Below are 15,901 nucleotides of genomic sequence, written 5' to 3'. Positions count from 1 at the left end.
CCTGCGGCGCTGAGGCGGGGCGCTGCGCGCCCCGCTCGCAGGAATGTTTCCGGCACGCCGGAAACCAAAACTGCCAATTATGTTTTGGTATTAGCTTTCGGCGAAACAGTGGGGAGCGAAAACGCTTCCGCTCCCCACTGTGCGCTTTTACTCCTGCGAGCAGTGGGTCACAGTCCAGTTCATCGTGTACGCGCTGCGCGCGGCGTCGACCTGGTCGGAGGTCACGGAGTTCTCGGCCTCCTCTTGGGAGTTCGCCTGCACGTAGAGCGTCACGCTCTCGCTGGTGTCCACGCACACCGCCCACGTGCGCGTCCGCCCGGGGAGTCCCCAGTCGGCCATGAAGGCGTCGAACACGCCGCAGAGGTCGTGGGCCTCGGCCTTCTCGTGTGCGGCGGCCGCCATCTCCTCCCGCCACGACTGGTGTTCGGCAGCTTGCTGGTCGAGGAGCGTGGACAGTTGGGCAAGGCCGGCCAGCATCTCGGCCGGGGGAACCTCCCCGTCACCGAGGACGACCCGTCGAGCGTCGAACCGGCAGGCGGGCCCCCGCATCATGCGGAGCTGGCCGTCGACGAGCACTCGGGCGGACAGCTCGGCGGGGACGGTGGCGGCTGGTGCCTCGCGGAGAGTGCCGACCCACACGCCCCGGCAGGTCTCCTCCTCCCCTTGTCCGGTCAGCCACACCACCTCGCCCGGCTTCGGCAGCGGGACCACCTCACCCGTGCCGTCCGCCGAGGGGTTGATCTGGAGAGCGCCGGAGTCGTCGAGGCCGCTCAAGGGGGCGATGACGGTGGACCCCTCACGGCACCCGGTCCGGCCCGAAAGCCACTCTTGACTGATGATGGAAACGGTCACGGCATGTACCTCGTCTGATTTCGTTGGGCTGGTCAGGCCCGTCTTGGTTGGCATTCACTAGCCTAGTGCACGGTGGTCTGTTGTCACGGGTCGAAAAGACATAAGTCACCGGTACAGCCGGCATGGGGTGCCGGCTGTACCGGTGTGAGCGAAATCTTTCCGTGAACCCGGCCACATGAAAAGCAAATAAGGTGCGTAATCAAACCGTTATAGCGATGTCTGGAGCGGTCTGTTGCCGCGCGTCTAGGCGATACCCGCGATCTGCGGACGGCATGATTCGCACGAGGTCTTAGCCCGGCTGCCGCCCGCAGCGCCGACAACAATTCACGTATAGAGTCTCAACGATCCGTAGTTCGACAAGAAGGGGGACCGCGCAAGTGTTGGAGCTTGGAGCGGAGGATCGCGTGGCACAATCCCGCGATCAGCGAATCCTGTCGGCACTAATAGCGGAAGAGAAGTTGACCCGGGCTCGGGTCGAGCTCGAGCAGACGACCTGGCGGCACCCCATCACTCGGTGGCGCGCTCGAGCGAAGCTTCAGCAGAGGGTCGTCGACCAAGAGCGGCAAGCTCTGTCCGCTGATGACTTGAATTACCTCGTTGACCGGTTCGTGAATGCATCGTTGGAGGCGCTCCGCACTACCGGCAAGTACAAGACCAACAGGCACTGGTTGCATCATGAGGTCGATGCCTACTGGGACCAGCTGGTCGCCGACGTGGCCCAGGGTGCGTCCTTATCTGCGTCGCGGCCCGGCGGTCTGCCTGCTCGGAGGAGCAGCGGCCCTTCCGCCCGCCTCGCCGAACATCGCCTAGATGCCCTGCCCGCCTTGGTTGAACGGCTCACGCCGGCGGCGGTAAGGCAGAAGTTGGAGACCGATCGAGCAGTCGTTCGGGGTGTGGCGTCCGATCCCAGCATGCTCACGGAAAAGTGCGAAGACGGCAGCTGGATCGTTCAACACCGTGCCAGTGGACTGCGGGCTCAGTTCTCACCGGGGATTGGGCTTCCCGGCCCCGGGCCGTTCGGTTCGATCTTTGCTAAGTGGTACAGAATTGACGACCTCGACCCCCAGTCTGCCGATCGGACAGACCCCGGATATTACGAGGGTTTGGGGATCGGCGAAATGATCTATCTGCATGGGGCCAGCTTGGCGCCAGGCATGCGCTGGCCAGGGGGATCGGTGGCGACTAGTGCCGGCGCTCTTCGTCGTCGACTGCACAAGCTCGACCCCTACATTTGGGGCGCGGACTGCGAGACTTGCACGGACCACTTCAAGGACAACAAAGACTGGAACGACCGCAAAAGGTCTGATTTTCCTCCTCACTGAGCGACACAAGCCCCCGGCGCGCCCAGCGCTTGTCTGGCGGTCGGCCTCGACTCACCCTGGGCGCCCGCCGTCACAAATCGACGTCGACCTCCACCTTCCCCGGGCGTCAGGACCACCTCGCGGCTGAGCGGGGCCGGGAGGGGAGGCACTGGTGGACGTGCTCGAGGTGGCCTGGGCGGCCGCCGGCCGGCGGCGCCTGGGCGCGGACCACCGGCCTGGACGGTGCGCCCGATGCGGTCGAGCTGGCGAGGTCGTCCCGCTGGCGTCAGTGGTGAGCAAGGTCTTCACCGCCTACGACGGCTGGGCCGACCCCACCACCGGGGCCATCTGCTCCTGCTGCGCGTGGGGCTACCGGCACCCACCGCTGCGCGCTGGGGCGCACCTGGTGACCCGCAGCGGTCACCTCCAGGCCCTCACCGCCACTCAGGTCGCCCAGCGCCTGCAGTGCCCGCTGAACCCCGCCGAGGCCCTCGTGGTGCCCCTGCACCCCGGGCGCAAGCACCTGATGCCCACCGCGGTCTGGGGTCGCGTCACCGTCGAGGACGCCCACCTGTCCTGGAGCGCCCACGACGTCGTCCGGCTCGAGGCGATCCGCCGGCTGCGCGGCCGCGGCTTCGGCTCACGGATGCTCACCGCCCCCGCCCCGGCCTTCCCCGCCCTGCGGCGGCTGTTCCCCGCCGCCTACGGCGAGGTGATGCAGGACTGGGCCACGGTGGCCCCCTGGCGCGAGCGCCGCCCGTGGATGGACCTGGCCCTCCACATCACCCTCAGCGACTCCCCCACCGCGATCGCGGCTGCACCACCCCGTCCAGCGACCCGGAAGGCCCGACCATGACCCTGCCGTTCCACTCCGTCACCAGCCCCACCGACCAGCAGACCCACTTGGTCCTGCACACCCCGGCCATGCCCGGGCACCGCCCCGACCAGCTGCCGCACATCACCCTGTGCCGCCGGCTCGTCGCCGACCCGACCACGGCCTCGATCGGGGACGTCGAGTGCGAGCGGTGCCTGCACGCGACTGTGGACTTCATGGCCCTGCCCGCCTTCGGGGTCCACCAGTGACCACCACTCAGGACACCAGAGGCGCCACCACAACTGCCACCGGTCCTGCCACCACGAGTGCCACCAGTGTTGCCACCAGTGTTGCCACCACGGACCCCACCACTGGCGCCACCACTCCGTCGTGGCCCAGCGACCGGTGGCTCAGCCATGCCGCCGCGCACATGCCCCCGCTCACCGGCCCTGCCGGCACCGCCGAACGCCTCCTGCTCTGCATCCACTACGGCATCGACTGGCAGACCGGCTGGGTCAGCAACTACCGCGCCACCTACTGGGAGCAGCTGCTGCCCGACCGGGTCATCACCGCCACCTACCGCGTCGGCACCCTGCGCCGCTGGTGGCGCGACGTCGCCACCGAACTGGGCTCTCACCCCCGCAACGCCGCCGAGCGAGCCGAGCTCGAGCACCTCCTGCGCGCCGACCCCACCCCGGTCCTGGAGATCCTGCGCGCCGAGACCGAGGCCCTCCTGCTGCGCACCCGCATCACCACCGACGCCGTCCGCGATGCCCGCCCCACCGCCCCGGGAGCCCGGCCATGACCACCACTATCAAGTGGACTGGCACCCTGCAGGCCCGCTCGTCCCTCGCCCACGGCGGGGAGACCCGCGGCACCATCACCCTGCTGCGCCGCGAACTGGTGCTCACCCCCCAGGGCCGGCCCATCCACGTGCCGATCCTGTCCGGTAACGGGTTCCGCGGCCGGCTGCGCCGGATCGGGGAGGAGCTGCTGCGCGACGTCCTGCACTACGAGCAGACCCTGCCCCTGCCCGCGGCGCACGCACTGCGCGGCGGAGGAGCGCTCACCAAGACCACCGGCGAACCACTGTCGGGCCGCCGACTTCAGACCCTGCGCGACCTCATCCCCCAGGTCGGGGTCTTCGGCTGCGCCGCCGGCGGCCGCATCATCGACGGCTGCCTGCAGGTCGGCAAGATCGTCCCCCACTTCGCTGAGACTGCCCACCTGCTCGATGTCGACCCCGCCCTTCAGCTGCCGGTGTTCGACAGCACCCAGCTGGAGACCTACATCCGCCAGGACGACAGCAATCACCACGCCTTCACCGACGTCCACCGCGTCCCCGTCGTCGACGGCGTTCCCCAGGTCGACCAGCTCCCCGAACCCACCGGCACCGAGCAGCTCATGTGCTACCGGATCGAGACCCTGCCCGCCGGCACCACCTTGAGCACCTGGCTGCGCGCCGACAGAGCCACCCTCACCGAGATCTCCTTCCTCACCGAGATCCTCGAGGTCTTCGGCCGCGACGGCCGCATCGGCGGACGAGCAGCCATCGGCCACGGTCAGGTCGCCACCGCCCTCACCCCCACCGTGCTCGCCGGGGCTCCGGTCGACCCCGACGTCGACTGGCGCACACCTCTGCTGGCCGACCCCGAGGCCGCCATCACCGCGCTGCAGGCCCTGGCATGACCACAGCCACGACCAGCCATGTGCCCCTCATCGTGCGCGCCGAGCTCGCCGGCGGCATCGCCCAGGCAGCCCCTTGGGGCATCGCCCTGGACGGGTTGCTCGCCGCGGCGTTGTGGGCCGACCACAAGGCGGCCATCCGCGCCGCCGGCGCCTTCACCGACACCCTGGCCGACACCCTCGAGCCCGAGGACCTCCCGCTCCCACTGGCCCGCTGCACCACCCCGGACGGCGCCTGGCACTGGGCGGCCACCTGCGCCGCACCCCAGGGCCGGCCCGCCACCCTGCCCGAGGTCCGCACCTGGTCTGGCCGGGTCGACCACCGCGCCGTCGGCCAGCTCAGCGCAACCCTGCCGGCGACGGTGTCGGACCGCCAAGGCCGCTACCGCGCCCGCCGCATGCCGCTGCTGGTCACCACCTGCAGCGCGGTCACCTGGCACGCCGTCGGAGACCCCGACGCCATCGAGACCCTGCTGGGCACCATCACCGCGATCGGCAAGAAGCGCGCCCACGGCGAGGGCCACGTCCTGGCCTGGACCATCACCCCCACCCCCCAGCTGGACCCGTGGGCCGCAGCCCACCTGCACCCCGACGGCACCCTGGGCCGCCCCACCCCGGCAGCGTGCCTGGCCGGCCACCCACCGGTCCCCGACGGTGGCTACGGCACCGCCGGCATCCGGCCGCCCTACATGCACCCGGCCCGCCAGCAGACCCTCCACCTGCCCGCACTGCTTGATGCCTGACCCCCACCAGCGCACCGCCGGCCAGCCCGGCCCCGGCCTGGACCTCACCGCGCTGGCCGCACTACGGCGGCCGCGGCACGACCCGGCGACGCTGCGGGCCCGCATCACCGATCACCTGGAGACCCACGACGGCTACCTCGCCTTCTCCGGCGGCAAGGACTCCCTCGCGGTCCTGCACCTGACCCTGGCCGTCGAGCCCAACGTCCCGGTCGTGTTCTTCGACTCCGGCCTGGAGTACCCCGAGACCTACCGCTACCTCGAGCAGCTGGTCGACCAGCTGCACCTGAACTTCCACGGCGTTCCCGCGCGCAGCACCACGCTGCAGGTACTGCGCGACAGCGGCGCCTGGGACCACCACACCCCACGGCCGGCGACCCGCCCGGATCTGCACCAGGTCCTCATCGCCGAACCCGCGGCCCGGGCCCACGCCGACCACGGCCCCGGCGAGCTGTGGGGCGTCCGCGCCCAGGAGTCCCGCGGCCGCGCCGCCCTCTACGCCAACGCCCTACGCACCGAGCTCGTCGGCTGCCGCACCTGCACCAGCCCGCAGCCGGACCCCACGGCCCGCCAGCGCCACGGCGGGGTCATCCACCGCATAGACGGCACCACCGCCTTCGGGCCGGTCTGGGACTGGAAGACCACCGACGTCTGGGCCTACCTGGCCCGCCACGAACTGCCGGTCAACCCCGTCTACGCCAAGCTGCGAGCCCTCGGTGCCCCCGAGCACGCCCAGCGGGTGTCCCACATGCTCGATGGCGGCCAGCTCGAGCAAGGCCGAGCGACCTGGCTGCGCCGTGGCTGGCCCGACCTGTTCGAGGAGATCGCGACCGTCCTGCCTCGGCTGCGCGAGTTCGTCTGAGTGCAGGTCGGTCGAGCGGCTCCCCGCATCTACGCCTCCTGCCTCCGGCCCGGGGCATGCTTCGAGGGTGAGCCGACGAAACCTGCAGGGCCGCTTGCAGCAGCTGCAGGAGCTGTACGGGCGGCTCCCTACGGTCGCCTGCCGCGGGCTGTGCGCGTCCTCGTGCGAGCAGCACGTCGAGGCCTCTGACGCGGAGACCTCGGCGATCGCAGCTCGGGGTGTGGACCTGCAGGCGCCGACCACCGACGGGGCCTGCCCGGCACTCCGAACCAACGCCTTCGGGCAACGACGCTGCTCGGTGCACGACTCCCGGCCGATGATCTGCCGGCTATGGGGCGTCGCGGAGGCGATGCCCTGCCCGCACGGCTGCACCACCACCGCAGCGCCGCTGACCGACATCGAGACCCTCGAGGCCCTGCTGGACAGCTTTCAGATTGGGGGCAGCGCTCAGGACATCGACGGCATGCGGACGCTGCTCCGCTCGGCAGCCGTCGACCCTCACGCCGCCCAACTGCTAGCAGGCTTCCTACGCGGAGATCGGTCCCAGTCAGCAGAGCTGGCCGCGCTCTTGTTAGCCGGGCGCCGACGAATTCGCCCGTAGGCAATCAGGGCTACTTACGCCCCGCCGAGAACTGATTACTCGAGGCCGGCCGCGTGACCGTGAAGAACACCTTCTGTTGGCAACTGCCGCTATTTCCCCACGCTAGCGAGACCAGGGAACCGCCAGGCGGTACGTTGTTCAACTGGAAGGTGAATTGACCACTTGATCCCCATTGGGCCCAGCCCTTCTCGCCTTCACTGGTGTCGTACCAGGCCCATCCGTTCGGCGTGGTCGGTACGCAGTTCGAGACGGATCCACTAACGAACACGTGGGGGTCCCACGGGTAGGCCTGGGCCGGTGAGGAGTTGTTCACCACGGGGATCAAGATGGTCAAAGCAATAACGGTGAGAAAACGAGAAAGCGTACGACGGGTCATTTCCGTCCCCCAGACTCCACGGTGCTCGACATCCTGCTGCTCCGCGTCGCCGGGCACAAGGCCTACGTTGTGCCCCGAAGCTGACCCGCTGCGGAGGGATAGATGATCGGCGTGGTCAGCGCAGCAGCTCCCACCGCTGCCGCGGCCGGGGATGGGTACGGAGCGCCGTTGGCACTAGGCGGGTGAACCCCTCTCGACGGAGTAGGTCTTCGACGTGCCCCTCGGTCATGACCTGTCCGTAGATGATCGCCGAGGCCCGGTCACAAGCCGTCTCGGTGTCGCGCGAGCGCTGCATCAACCCGAGCAGAGCGATGACCACGGCGCTGACGAGCCCGACGCCGCACCAGAACCAGGCCGGCCCGTTGGGGATTGATGCCCAGCCCGCCGGGAGGGCGATGCCCACGAACCCGATTGCTGTCGCGGTCGCTACAGCTGCGCCGAGGGCCATGAGCGACTGTTGCAGGATCGTTCCGGGCTGGACGGTGACAGCCAGAAGATGCCCCAGCTCGTGCCCGATTACCCAGCACCGGTCGGTGGCCGGGCGATCCAGCAGTCGAGCGTCGATCGTGATGCGCGCAGGCCGCCCCCCACGTGCCGGCTGCGCCCAACTGCGGCCACCGACGTAGATCTCCGGCTGCGACGACGGCGCGTGTCCTAGGCGCTTCCCGCGCAAGATGAGGGCCTCGACCTCCTGCACGAGCGACGCTGGCGCGGGCACCGTCTTGGTCATGCCGGCCGGCGCAGCTCGAGGGGGTCGAGGCCGACGTCGCGCAGCACCGCCCACAGCGGCTCATCGACAGCCGAGCGGACGGCGTCGACTTGGGCGACGGCCAAGCGGTGGCCTGCGATGGCCAGCGCCAGGCGCTCGAGCACTGGACGCGCCGGCGGCTTGAACCCGACGGCCGCGGAACCAGCCCAGCCCAACGGCTCTTGCGGATCGACTGGAGGAAGGCCCAGCTGCCGCCGGTCCTGCGCCCCGCCGCGGCCGCCGGAGGTGGGTGCCGTGAGGTACGGCGGCCGAGGACCGCGGCGGTAGCCGGCCGGGTCGAGCCCGACGTCCTCGAGCACCGCCCACAACTGCTCGTCGACCGGGTGGAGGTCACCGAGGTCGGTGAGCTGGTGGCGGTGCTCGGCGATGGCCAGCACCAGCTGCTCGAGCACCCGCCGGCTCAACGGATCCCACGCCATCGCCCGTCGACCAGCCCACCCCAGCGGCCGCTGCTCGTCGACCTGCAGCCGCGCCCACGCCTCCTCGCAACCGCGCAGGAACTTGCGGGCCCGCTTGGTGGCAGCCTCGTCCAGATCGCCGCCCTCGATCGCGTCCTCGGTGACGTCCATGAGGTCCTCGAGGGCGTTGAAGGCCAGCTCGGTGAGGTCGGGGTCATCGGCCAGCAGCGCCCACAGCGCCACCCACCGGGCACGCCCATCGACGTCGGACTCCCGCGGCAGCAGGTTGTCACGCACCAGCATCCGCAGCTGGTCATCGTCGAGCTGCGAGATCTCCTCCGGCTGGAGCCGGGTCGGGATCGGCCGCGGGTTCTTCACCCGCGCCCACGGCGACTCCAGCACGCCTGCCGACCGCTCAGTGGCGCCGTGGACGGGCACGGAAGGGGTCATGCCGCCACCTTCTCCCGGGAGGCAGTCCGGGCACGCTCAGCGGCACGCAGGGCGGTGTTCGCCGACCGGCACTCCGAGCAGCGGCAACCACGGCGGTACCAGCGCAGGTGCCCCTCCCCTGCCGGGTGCAAGGCCTTGGCCCGCTCCGCCGCCGCGGCCGCGGCGAGGGTGCGAGCCAGCTCGTCCTGGCGGGCGTCGAGGTCGACCAGCTGCAGATCCTCGGCGCCGGCCAGGGCCATGCGGTCGGTGGTGGTCGTGCCGGCCCAGTACCCGACTGACCGGGTCTGCAGTGCCCACGTCAGGCAGGTCGACCGCAGGGGGCAGGACCGGCACAGTCGACGCTGCAGCCGAGGTACCACCGGCGCCTCCTGGTCGGGTACCCAGTCCAGGTCCACTCGGCCGCTGCAGGCCGAGGAGGCCCCAGAACGTGCACCGGAGGCGACCCCACCGCGGTGGAGTGCCTCCGGGACAACCTGCATGCTCGTAGTGGGATCAGCATAGAGCCGCTCGGCGGCAGGCACCATCACAGTCATCGTGGTCCAGCTCCTTGAATCGTCGGGCTGGTCAGGCCCGTGTCGCCATCTGGTGAGACGACGTGCGGCAAGCATGCCGCTCGTGCTGTGAAGCGTCAAATAGGCGAGGGGTCCGTGCCTGACAGCTACACCTACGACCAGGTCGCCGATCGCATCGCCGACGAGCTCGGGATCCGCCCAACCACCTCCACGCTGCGGGCCGGCTTCTCGGCAACGGGTGACGGCCGAACGACCGGCCGGGTGCGCATCACCGCCGGCATGCCCGCCCCCCGACCGCTGCTGGTCAACCGCCGAGTCGTCTTCGACGCCGCGGCGATCGAGGCCTGGCTGGCCAACCACCCCCACCGGGCTCTGAACCGGGCTGTCGCCGCGCTCGAGCAGGCGCCGGCGGGCCGGCTCGACGCCGCGGTGGCCTCGGCCCGGGCGGCCGGGCTCAGCTGGGCGCAGGTGGCCGCCGCGCTCACCACGTCGACCGGGATGAGCCGGACGCGGCAGTGGGCGCAGTGGCGGTTCGGCACCTCTGGGCAGTCCAGACCGCCCGGCTGACCGGAGGTACAACGCAGACATTTTGCCATGCTAAACACCATTAGACGGGACCCTTATTGCGTTATGCGATCACGGGATTCTGTGGTACAATAGTTGTAGCCCTAATGGGGAGCCAAGAAGCCGCGAGGAGAGGAGGACCAGAGGGGCGGAAAAGAGGGAAAACAATGATTGTGATTTTTGTTAGCGGAGCGGTAGTCGCAGCTCTGTTCTTGATGCTTCTGATTATTATCGTAGTAAGCAAGCAAGTCTGAGTGCACCCCTAGAAGGCCAGCGGCGTCGACCTTGGTCGGCGTCTCTGCCTCCTGCTGCTGCCCGGTCTTGACGACCGGGCAGCAGAGGCGGTCAGGCGTACAGGGCGACGAACAGGGTCTCGTCCTCAGCCTGCCGCCTGATCTGCGATGACACCTGCCGTCCGAAAGCTGTGCGGGGCAACAAACTCCACTCGCACATCCACGCCCACCACTCCCCCGCCAGCCGTTCCACCGCGGCGGGGCTTTCTGGAAGCGGTAGCCCGGTTCGGGCTGCGACGTCCGACATGCGTCGGACCAGGCGACGAATCTTCTCGTCCTCATTCATAATTGAACTCCTCAGTAGCGTCTGCGAAACCTCGTCGAGGAATCGCGTGAGGCGGGGCCATCCCTCCTCGCTACTAATCGTGCTGACCGGCCTCCGAAATGCGTACACAGCGGGTGAAAAACGGGTAGCTCGATCGGGTGAATCAATTTATGCAGAACTTGCGCCGGGTGACCAACTAGCAAGCACCCCGATAATCGGGCATAAAAGCGCGCCCCGCATGCTCAACTAATCGGTGCGGTCGGGAGCCATGCAGCGAACCGCTCCAGCCGCTGGACCTCATCCAGCTCGTGGGCTACTCGCCGGGGCTGGCGGATCAGGACGTCGCCGGCGGTTCGCAGGTAGGCCTCGCGGGACAGTTCGACCAGGCGCAGACCCTCGTCGAGCTGTCCGCGCACCAGGTACGCCAGGGCCAGGGACCGAGCTGTGTGAGTGGGATTCCCGCCATGCCCCAGCCGACAGTGCTGGTCGATGGTCTCCACCATCTCGGCCAGGGAGGGGATGCGGACCAGGTCGAGCTGGCGTCGGAGCTCGGTCACGCCCACCCCGATTTCCCCGTCTGTGGGGGTGTCCTCCATGGACCGGATGGTGATGAGGTCACCGGTGCCGCCGGCGGTCTGCAGGTAGCCGTTCCACACCGGGTGTGTGGGGCGTTGGGGGCTCGGCTTGCTGGTCGGTGGCATCGGGGTGGGGGCGAACCAGGCATCGTCGGGGACCAGCTGCTGCAGGTGGGCCGACAGCGGGTCGTCGTGGCGGAGGTGGCCGATGATGCTGGGCGCCAACCGGCTACCGATGGCCAACGTGGCCTGCAGGGTGCCCTCGGTGACCCCGTCGTTGGGGTCGACGTCGCGCTCGACGGTCGGGCCGGTGCTTCGGCGGTAGCGGACCAACCGCCACGGCGGCTCGGGCAGCTGGTCGCGCACGCCGCTGCGGACGAGCTCGGCGATGGAGGCCATCACGGCATCCTGACCGGGACCCCGGGCAGGGTCATTCGGTCTTGCCGCCGGTGTTCTGCTCCTCGGTGGGCCGCTGGCCCGTGGCCCGCCGGCGGCGAGGTGCTGGCCGCTCAGCGTCCTTCTCGACGTCGGCAGGCTCGGTGCGCCAGCTGGCCGGCCCGCCGACGATGTCGGGGTGCACCAGGATCTCGGGACGTCCGTGGCTGTCGATGTAGGGCATCGGGTCGCTCCTCAGGTGGTGGCGGTGTCGATGAGCTGGATGACGGTTCTGGTCCCGTGGGTGCCGTCGGGACGGCGGTAGGACGCCGGGTGCGCGCCGGCGACGGTGAACCGCATCCCGCGGGGCAGCAGATGCGAGGTGTCGTCCCGGCCGTCGGAGGCACCCAGGTAGGCCCCTCGGCGGGTCTGGATCTCGAAGACCGCGGTCCGCTCCTGCACCCCGGGGCGGGGCTCGGTCTCGTGCAGGGTGTGGTTGGTCATCGTGAAGCGGTCGAAGTGCACGACGGTGCCGGCCGCGAAGTGCTTGCGCACGAACGCCTCGAGGTGGGCGCTGTTCATCGTCGCGGGCATCTCGACGTTGCTGTAGACGACGTGACCTCGGTTGTTGGCCCGCTCGAACGTCTGGATCGCCCGGTCGACCCGCTGCACCTCCCGTCGTTGGTCGTCCTCGAGCACCTGGACGTCCCCGGTCGCCTCGGACAGGGCGTCGTTGATCCGACGCCACTGCTCGCGTTGGCCGACCAGGTTCACCGTCGCGGTGTACTGCGTGGCCGGCAGCCGCTCCTGGGCGGTGTGCTTGGCGATCGAGCGGGCCTTGCGCTGGCGTGAGCTCAGCGGGGTCCGCACCGCGTCGGGGGCCGGCAGCGTGCGCTCCATGGCCGGGTGCGGCACCAGGCCCAGGGTGGGTCGCGGCATCGCGCGCTCTCGGTCGCGCTGCTGGCGGGTCAGCCCGGGCATCGACTCCACCGCGACGTCGAGCTCGCGCGCTCCATCCCGGGTGCCAGCTCGTTCGCTGGCGGTCGCTGCGCCCAGGAGCTCGGCGCGCTTGCTAGTGGGGTCGCTGGAGGACCCGCGGTCGGCGTCGAGGTACCCGTCGGGATCCGCGCTTCGGCTACGCCCCATGCCGCACCTGACCGCAGCCGTTCTGCACGTCCTTCGTGCTTCGGGAACCCGCCGGCGTGCGGGCCCATCGGTCGAGCTTCAAGCCCAGGAACAGCAGTCCTGCGATCAGCAGACCGAGGGCGATCAGGGAGCCGAACACCCAGGCCAAGACACCCCATCCGAACGCGAACCCGCCGGCCACTACCAGGGCGACGACGGCGCATCCTGCGAGGACACCGGCCACCCTCATCCCCTTGGACCCTGGCGGGAAACGGCCGAAGTAGGCGAACCCGAAGAGGGCCAGGATGCCCACGAGGAAGAGGGCGCCCGGTGGGCTGATGAACGCCATCAGGAGGTTTCTCAACAGCTCCCCGATGGGCTCCAAGAACTCTACGTTTCCGTCGGCCCGGGCCGCGGTCGGCAACGTCGTCAGCATGCGGATCTCCCTCGATGATCAGTCGCCAGAGGAAGGTGCCGGTGCGACGCGGGCCGTGACGCCGGCATGGTGATGTTCCTTGCTCGGCTGGGCGTCAGCGCAGGCCGTGGGCCACGGCCATCGCCGAGAGGTCGGTGTGCGGGGCGTCGGGCAGCCAGGTGTGGCTGGCGCCCTGTCGTGGGGCCCGGGCGCGGCCGCGGACCCGCCAGGGCTGCACCTCGGTGAGAACGGCGTGCACGAGCAGTTGGGCGTGGAAGCGGGTGGCCACCACGCAGAAGTCGAGGAGGGTGCCTGCGCGGGTGCGCTCCCCGCGCTGCTGGGTGCGGCTGGTCACCCGGGTCAGCGAGATCTGCCGGAGCCCCAGGTGGAGGTCGATGACGGTCACCAGGTGCTGGTCGAGCCACTGCTGGTCGCGCCATGCCGGCAGCACACCGCGGCCCTTGGGCAAGGCGATGCGCTCGAGGGCGTCACGGGCGTAGGCGGCGGCCCGTTCCTCATCGCGCCGGACGACGTCGTCTGGGACGGCCAGGTCACGGACCTGCTCGAGGTGCCGCTTCGACATCCGCACGGCGCCGCCGGTCCCGGAGCGCAGCCACCGCTGCACGCTGCGCCGGCTGACCTCCAGGGCGGTCGCGGCTGCGGCGGTGTCGGGCCCGCCCCGCTTGTTCACGCCGAACAGCACGCTCAGCACGACCGCCAGCTGCTCACCGGTCCAGGTCGGTAGCGGGCGGTCCTCGGCTGACGGCAGGGTGTCGCCCGCGGTCACAGACCGTCCTCGCGGGGGTCGCTGACCTCGAGCTTGTCCAGGCTGTCCACGCCCCAGTCGTCGAGGTAGTTCTCCCCGGCGTAGGCCTCCACCCAGGACATGTAGCCCTGATCGCCGCCCTGCTCGTAGGCGGCCATCATCTCCTCGACGTCGCCTGGGCCGAGCATCAGGTCGATTCGCCGGCGACGTCGGTAGTCAGTGCCCGCCCGGGTCGGACCCTGCTTGCCGGTGATGCTGAGCTTGGCGCCGCGGCGGGTCAGCGAGCCGCGGCGAGCTGCGGCCATCGCCCGGCGTCGCCCGGCCTTGGTGGTGGCGGCCTGCCGGGACTGGGCGACGACCTTGGCCAGGTTCGCGCCCCGCAGCCGGCTCTTCTGCGAGGCGTTGGTGACCCACCGCTCGGCGGTGCGGCGGGAGACCCCCAGTGCGGCCGCGGCCGCCGTGAGGTTGATCCCTGACTTGGTCTTGGCCGGCCCGCCGATGGCCAGCAGCATCCCCCGCACGTCGCCGTCGGGCCGGCCGCTGACGTCGCCGCCGCGGCCGGTGAGGGCGTTGAACACCGTGCCCCGCAGCTCGCGGGTGAAGCCCTCGCGGTTCACTGACCGACCTCAGCGACCTCGGCCGTCGTCCCGGTGCCCGCCGTGCTGCCGGCCGGTCCCAGGAGCTCCTTGCCCTTGTAGCCCCGCCCGGTCAGGTGCGGCAGCTGGTCGACCAGCAGGCCGGAGGCCTCGGGCTTGAACTGGCCCAGTCCGCGGCCCAGCTGCTCGGGCTTGCCCGGCCAGGCCGTCACCGGGTCGGGGTCGGCCGAGGCGTAGAGCACGGTGTCGGCGGTGATGGCCACCGGCCACCGGTCGCTGTCGCGGCCGATCTGCAGCACCCGGCGCAGGATGTTGGTGCGCGCTTTGGCGACGATATGGTGCCGACGAGCTGGGTCGTAGCCGGCCCGATCTCGCATCCATTCCTCGCTGCCCATCATGCCGATGGTGCGGGTGTAGACGATCTTGAGCAGGTCGCGGGCGCTCTGGGCGTCGGGGTCGGCGGTGTCCAGAGCGCTGCGTGCGTCGCGGATCCGCTCGTACCAGGGGTCGAGCACGCGGGAGTGCTCCGGCCAGGTGTAGGCGGCCAGGATCTGCGGCTGGTGCCCCAGCTCCCAGGCCAGCTGCAGGCCGGGGGTGGTGACCCAGATCGGCTGGGCGGGCATGGTGCCCCGCGGGACCAGGGGGTGCGGGATGCGCCAGTCCCCGGACTCGGGGACCTCGACCTTCCAGTAGCCGGGCAGTTTGGGGTCAAAGTCGCGGCCCTCGGGGTGGTGCTCGGCGTCGCCGATTCCCAGCTCGAGGCCGGCGACGCCGGCGGCGTAGGACCCGCCGCGGTCGTAGGCGTGCAGGTAGGTCTGCTCGCGCTCGTCGTCGGTGGGGACGCGCGACCAGTTCAGGTCCTGCTCGAGGGTGGCGATCGCCGCCGGCGGCACGGGCTTGCGGGGGCTGAACAGCTTGTCTCGGTCCTTGAACCGCAGGCTGATCATCAGATCGATGCCGGTCGCGGAGGCACCCATCGCCCAGGGGGCCTGCAGCTGGCTGGCGAACAGCGCGAGTCGGCGGGCCAGCGTGGCGGGGCTGGGACAGTCGGCCAGCACGGGTACCTCGAGCGGGTCGGCGTTCATCGCCGGGATGAGAGCGATCCACACCCCGCGCTGCTCACCGCGCCAGACCCGGGTCCAGGCCCGCAGTCCATCCCCGCTGCCGCCGATGGTCCAGCCCTCGGCCTGGGCAGCGGTGACCAGCTCAGCGCCGCGGGTCAGACCGTGCACGGCCTCGACCCGCTCGGTGGGGTCGGCCGGGATCTGGGCGACGTCGACGCCCAGGCTGGCCAGCGCTTCCGCGGTGACCCACAGCTGTCCGGGCTCGCTGCGTCGGGCCGTGACCTGGGTGCCCAGGTTCAGCTCGTGCACGACCTGGGCCAGGTGCCCGACGTGGGTCAGCTGGGCGGGCAGGTCGTGGCGATGGCCGTCGGCGGTCCAGATGCCGTCGGTGTGCAGGACGGCGGCCGGCGCGGTGAACGTCGCGTCCGGGCTCGGGCGTCGACGAGGGGCCGGCGCCGGTGCGCTCGCCACCGCCGCGGGCTCGGCCGGGGCCGGCGCGGGG

General features: G+C 70.4%; 22 protein-coding genes and 1 pseudogene. 9 read left to right on the top strand and 14 right to left on the bottom strand.

The window, feature by feature from the left end; all coding sequences use genetic code 11:
• Nucleotides 1–147 precede the first annotated feature (147 nt).
• A complete protein-coding gene (locus NH342_RS17270; RefSeq protein WP_253016588.1) occupies nucleotides 148–852 on the bottom strand; it encodes a hypothetical protein in 705 nt (234 codons plus the stop codon).
• Nucleotides 853–1,256: 404 nt separating this feature from the next.
• Here NH342_RS17270 and NH342_RS17265 point away from each other — a divergent pair, with 404 nt between their 5' ends.
• The 8 genes from NH342_RS17265 (at nucleotide 1,257) to NH342_RS17230 (ending at nucleotide 6,856) form a co-directional block, all read left to right on the top strand.
• Nucleotides 1,257–2,174 carry a hypothetical protein gene (locus NH342_RS17265; protein ID WP_253016587.1) on the top strand — a complete coding sequence of 306 codons (918 nt, stop codon included), beginning with the start codon at nucleotides 1,257–1,259 and terminating at the stop codon, nucleotides 2,172–2,174.
• Nucleotides 2,175–2,445: 271 nt separating this feature from the next.
• Nucleotides 2,446–3,009, top strand: a complete 564-nt coding sequence (locus tag NH342_RS17260; protein WP_253016586.1) for a hypothetical protein — start codon at nucleotides 2,446–2,448, stop codon at nucleotides 3,007–3,009.
• Nucleotides 3,006–3,236 carry a hypothetical protein gene (locus NH342_RS17255; protein WP_253016584.1) on the top strand — a complete coding sequence of 77 codons (231 nt, stop codon included), beginning with the start codon at nucleotides 3,006–3,008 and terminating at the stop codon, nucleotides 3,234–3,236. Before NH342_RS17260 ends, NH342_RS17255 begins: the two co-directional genes overlap by 4 nt.
• Nucleotides 3,237–3,397: 161 nt before the next feature.
• Complete coding sequence (locus NH342_RS17250) at nucleotides 3,398–3,772, top strand: hypothetical protein (RefSeq protein WP_253016582.1); 375 nt, start codon at nucleotides 3,398–3,400, stop codon at nucleotides 3,770–3,772.
• Entirely contained in the window at nucleotides 3,769–4,656 is an 888-nt protein-coding gene (locus tag NH342_RS17245) for an RAMP superfamily CRISPR-associated protein (RefSeq protein ID WP_253016580.1), read from the top strand. Before NH342_RS17250 ends, NH342_RS17245 begins: the two co-directional genes overlap by 4 nt.
• Nucleotides 4,653–5,396 (top strand): hypothetical protein, encoded by a 744-nt coding sequence (locus tag NH342_RS17240; RefSeq protein WP_253016578.1) that lies wholly within the window; start codon nucleotides 4,653–4,655, stop codon nucleotides 5,394–5,396. Before NH342_RS17245 ends, NH342_RS17240 begins: the two co-directional genes overlap by 4 nt.
• Nucleotides 5,389–6,255: a phosphoadenosine phosphosulfate reductase family protein gene (locus NH342_RS17235; protein WP_253016577.1), complete on the top strand. Its 867-nt coding sequence runs from the start codon at nucleotides 5,389–5,391 to the stop codon at nucleotides 6,253–6,255. Before NH342_RS17240 ends, NH342_RS17235 begins: the two co-directional genes overlap by 8 nt.
• Before the next feature lie 67 nt (nucleotides 6,256–6,322).
• Nucleotides 6,323–6,856, top strand: coding sequence for a YkgJ family cysteine cluster protein (locus tag NH342_RS17230; RefSeq protein WP_253016575.1), 534 nt, complete (start codon nucleotides 6,323–6,325; stop codon nucleotides 6,854–6,856).
• A gap of 10 nt (nucleotides 6,857–6,866) precedes the next feature.
• Here the strand turns inward: NH342_RS17230 and NH342_RS17225 are convergent, their stop codons facing one another.
• The 5 genes and pseudogenes from NH342_RS17225 to NH342_RS24550 form a co-directional block, all read right to left on the bottom strand.
• Nucleotides 6,867–7,289 carry a hypothetical protein gene (locus tag NH342_RS17225; RefSeq protein WP_253016573.1) on the bottom strand — a complete coding sequence of 141 codons (423 nt, stop codon included), beginning with the start codon at nucleotides 7,287–7,289 and terminating at the stop codon, nucleotides 6,867–6,869.
• A gap of 58 nt (nucleotides 7,290–7,347) precedes the next feature.
• On the bottom strand, nucleotides 7,348–7,962 hold the full coding sequence (locus tag NH342_RS17220) for a M48 family metalloprotease (RefSeq protein ID WP_253016571.1): 615 nt from the start codon (nucleotides 7,960–7,962) through the stop codon (nucleotides 7,348–7,350).
• On the bottom strand, nucleotides 7,959–8,849 hold the full coding sequence (locus NH342_RS17215) for a hypothetical protein (protein WP_253016569.1): 891 nt from the start codon (nucleotides 8,847–8,849) through the stop codon (nucleotides 7,959–7,961). The genes NH342_RS17220 and NH342_RS17215 overlap by 4 nt, the downstream gene beginning before the upstream one ends.
• Nucleotides 8,846–9,088, bottom strand: a complete 243-nt coding sequence (locus NH342_RS17210; RefSeq protein WP_253016567.1) for a hypothetical protein — start codon at nucleotides 9,086–9,088, stop codon at nucleotides 8,846–8,848. The genes NH342_RS17215 and NH342_RS17210 overlap by 4 nt, the downstream gene beginning before the upstream one ends.
• A 3-nt stretch (nucleotides 9,089–9,091) precedes the next feature.
• Nucleotides 9,092–9,328, bottom strand: a pseudogene (locus NH342_RS24550) (WhiB family transcriptional regulator); the annotation flags it as partial.
• A gap of 168 nt (nucleotides 9,329–9,496) precedes the next feature.
• On the opposite strand from NH342_RS24550, the gene NH342_RS17205 reads away from it, so the two are divergent.
• The gene (locus tag NH342_RS17205; RefSeq protein ID WP_253016566.1) at nucleotides 9,497–9,928 is read left to right on the top strand and encodes a hypothetical protein; all 432 of its coding nucleotides are present in this window, start codon (nucleotides 9,497–9,499) and stop codon (nucleotides 9,926–9,928) included.
• Nucleotides 9,929–10,270: 342 nt separating this feature from the next.
• Here NH342_RS17205 and NH342_RS17200 read toward each other — a convergent pair whose 3' ends face one another.
• The 8 genes from NH342_RS17200 to NH342_RS17165 all read right to left on the bottom strand — a co-directional run.
• A complete protein-coding gene (locus NH342_RS17200) occupies nucleotides 10,271–10,504 on the bottom strand; it encodes a hypothetical protein (RefSeq protein WP_253016565.1) in 234 nt (77 codons plus the stop codon).
• Between the two features lie 221 nt (nucleotides 10,505–10,725).
• The gene (locus tag NH342_RS17195) at nucleotides 10,726–11,457 is read right to left on the bottom strand and encodes a hypothetical protein (protein WP_253016564.1); all 732 of its coding nucleotides are present in this window, start codon (nucleotides 11,455–11,457) and stop codon (nucleotides 10,726–10,728) included.
• Between the two features lie 31 nt (nucleotides 11,458–11,488).
• Complete coding sequence (locus tag NH342_RS17190) at nucleotides 11,489–11,677, bottom strand: hypothetical protein (RefSeq protein WP_253016563.1); 189 nt, start codon at nucleotides 11,675–11,677, stop codon at nucleotides 11,489–11,491.
• 11 nt (nucleotides 11,678–11,688) lie between these two features.
• Nucleotides 11,689–12,579, bottom strand: coding sequence for a hypothetical protein (locus NH342_RS17185; protein ID WP_253016562.1), 891 nt, complete (start codon nucleotides 12,577–12,579; stop codon nucleotides 11,689–11,691).
• Nucleotides 12,569–12,994: a hypothetical protein gene (locus tag NH342_RS17180; protein WP_253016561.1), complete on the bottom strand. Its 426-nt coding sequence runs from the start codon at nucleotides 12,992–12,994 to the stop codon at nucleotides 12,569–12,571. The genes NH342_RS17185 and NH342_RS17180 overlap by 11 nt, the downstream gene beginning before the upstream one ends.
• A 94-nt stretch (nucleotides 12,995–13,088) precedes the next feature.
• Nucleotides 13,089–13,760: a hypothetical protein gene (locus NH342_RS17175; protein ID WP_253016560.1), complete on the bottom strand. Its 672-nt coding sequence runs from the start codon at nucleotides 13,758–13,760 to the stop codon at nucleotides 13,089–13,091.
• Nucleotides 13,757–14,356 carry a hypothetical protein gene (locus NH342_RS17170; RefSeq protein ID WP_253016559.1) on the bottom strand — a complete coding sequence of 200 codons (600 nt, stop codon included), beginning with the start codon at nucleotides 14,354–14,356 and terminating at the stop codon, nucleotides 13,757–13,759. Before NH342_RS17170 ends, NH342_RS17175 begins: the two co-directional genes overlap by 4 nt.
• A partial coding sequence (locus tag NH342_RS17165; protein ID WP_253016558.1) for a hypothetical protein occupies nucleotides 14,353–15,901 on the bottom strand: 1,549 nt, incomplete at its 5' end. The genes NH342_RS17165 and NH342_RS17170, both read right to left, overlap by 4 nt.

Source organism: Klenkia sp. PcliD-1-E (genome assembly GCF_024124375.1).
In the GTDB taxonomy this organism is placed as follows: Bacteria; Actinomycetota; Actinomycetes; order Mycobacteriales; family Geodermatophilaceae; genus Klenkia.
Note: the sequence above shows the minus strand (reverse complement) of the source record. Positions and strands in the feature narration are given on the sequence as shown.

Bases quoted from the DNA above. Each gene is read 5' to 3' on its own strand.
- NH342_RS17255 (WP_253016584.1), top strand. From the start codon at position 3,006: ATGACCCTGCCGTTCCACTCCGTCACCAGCCCCACCGACCAGCAGACC.
- NH342_RS17250 (WP_253016582.1), top strand. From the start codon at position 3,398: ATGCCCCCGCTCACCGGCCCTGCCGGCACCGCCGAACGCCTCCTGCTC.
- NH342_RS17245 (WP_253016580.1), top strand. From the start codon at position 3,769: ATGACCACCACTATCAAGTGGACTGGCACCCTGCAGGCCCGCTCGTCC.
- NH342_RS17240 (WP_253016578.1), top strand. From the start codon at position 4,653: ATGACCACAGCCACGACCAGCCATGTGCCCCTCATCGTGCGCGCCGAG.
- NH342_RS17235 (WP_253016577.1), top strand. From the start codon at position 5,389: ATGCCTGACCCCCACCAGCGCACCGCCGGCCAGCCCGGCCCCGGCCTG.
- NH342_RS17220 (WP_253016571.1), bottom strand. From the start codon at position 7,962: ATGACCAAGACGGTGCCCGCGCCAGCGTCGCTCGTGCAGGAGGTCGAG.
- NH342_RS17215 (WP_253016569.1), bottom strand. From the start codon at position 8,849: ATGACCCCTTCCGTGCCCGTCCACGGCGCCACTGAGCGGTCGGCAGGC.
- NH342_RS17210 (WP_253016567.1), bottom strand. From the start codon at position 9,088: ATGGCCCTGGCCGGCGCCGAGGATCTGCAGCTGGTCGACCTCGACGCC.
- NH342_RS17200 (WP_253016565.1), bottom strand. From the start codon at position 10,504: ATGAATGAGGACGAGAAGATTCGTCGCCTGGTCCGACGCATGTCGGAC.
- NH342_RS17195 (WP_253016564.1), bottom strand. From the start codon at position 11,457: ATGGCCTCCATCGCCGAGCTCGTCCGCAGCGGCGTGCGCGACCAGCTG.
- NH342_RS17190 (WP_253016563.1), bottom strand. From the start codon at position 11,677: ATGCCCTACATCGACAGCCACGGACGTCCCGAGATCCTGGTGCACCCC.
- NH342_RS17185 (WP_253016562.1), bottom strand. From the start codon at position 12,579: ATGGGGCGTAGCCGAAGCGCGGATCCCGACGGGTACCTCGACGCCGAC.
- NH342_RS17180 (WP_253016561.1), bottom strand. From the start codon at position 12,994: ATGCTGACGACGTTGCCGACCGCGGCCCGGGCCGACGGAAACGTAGAG.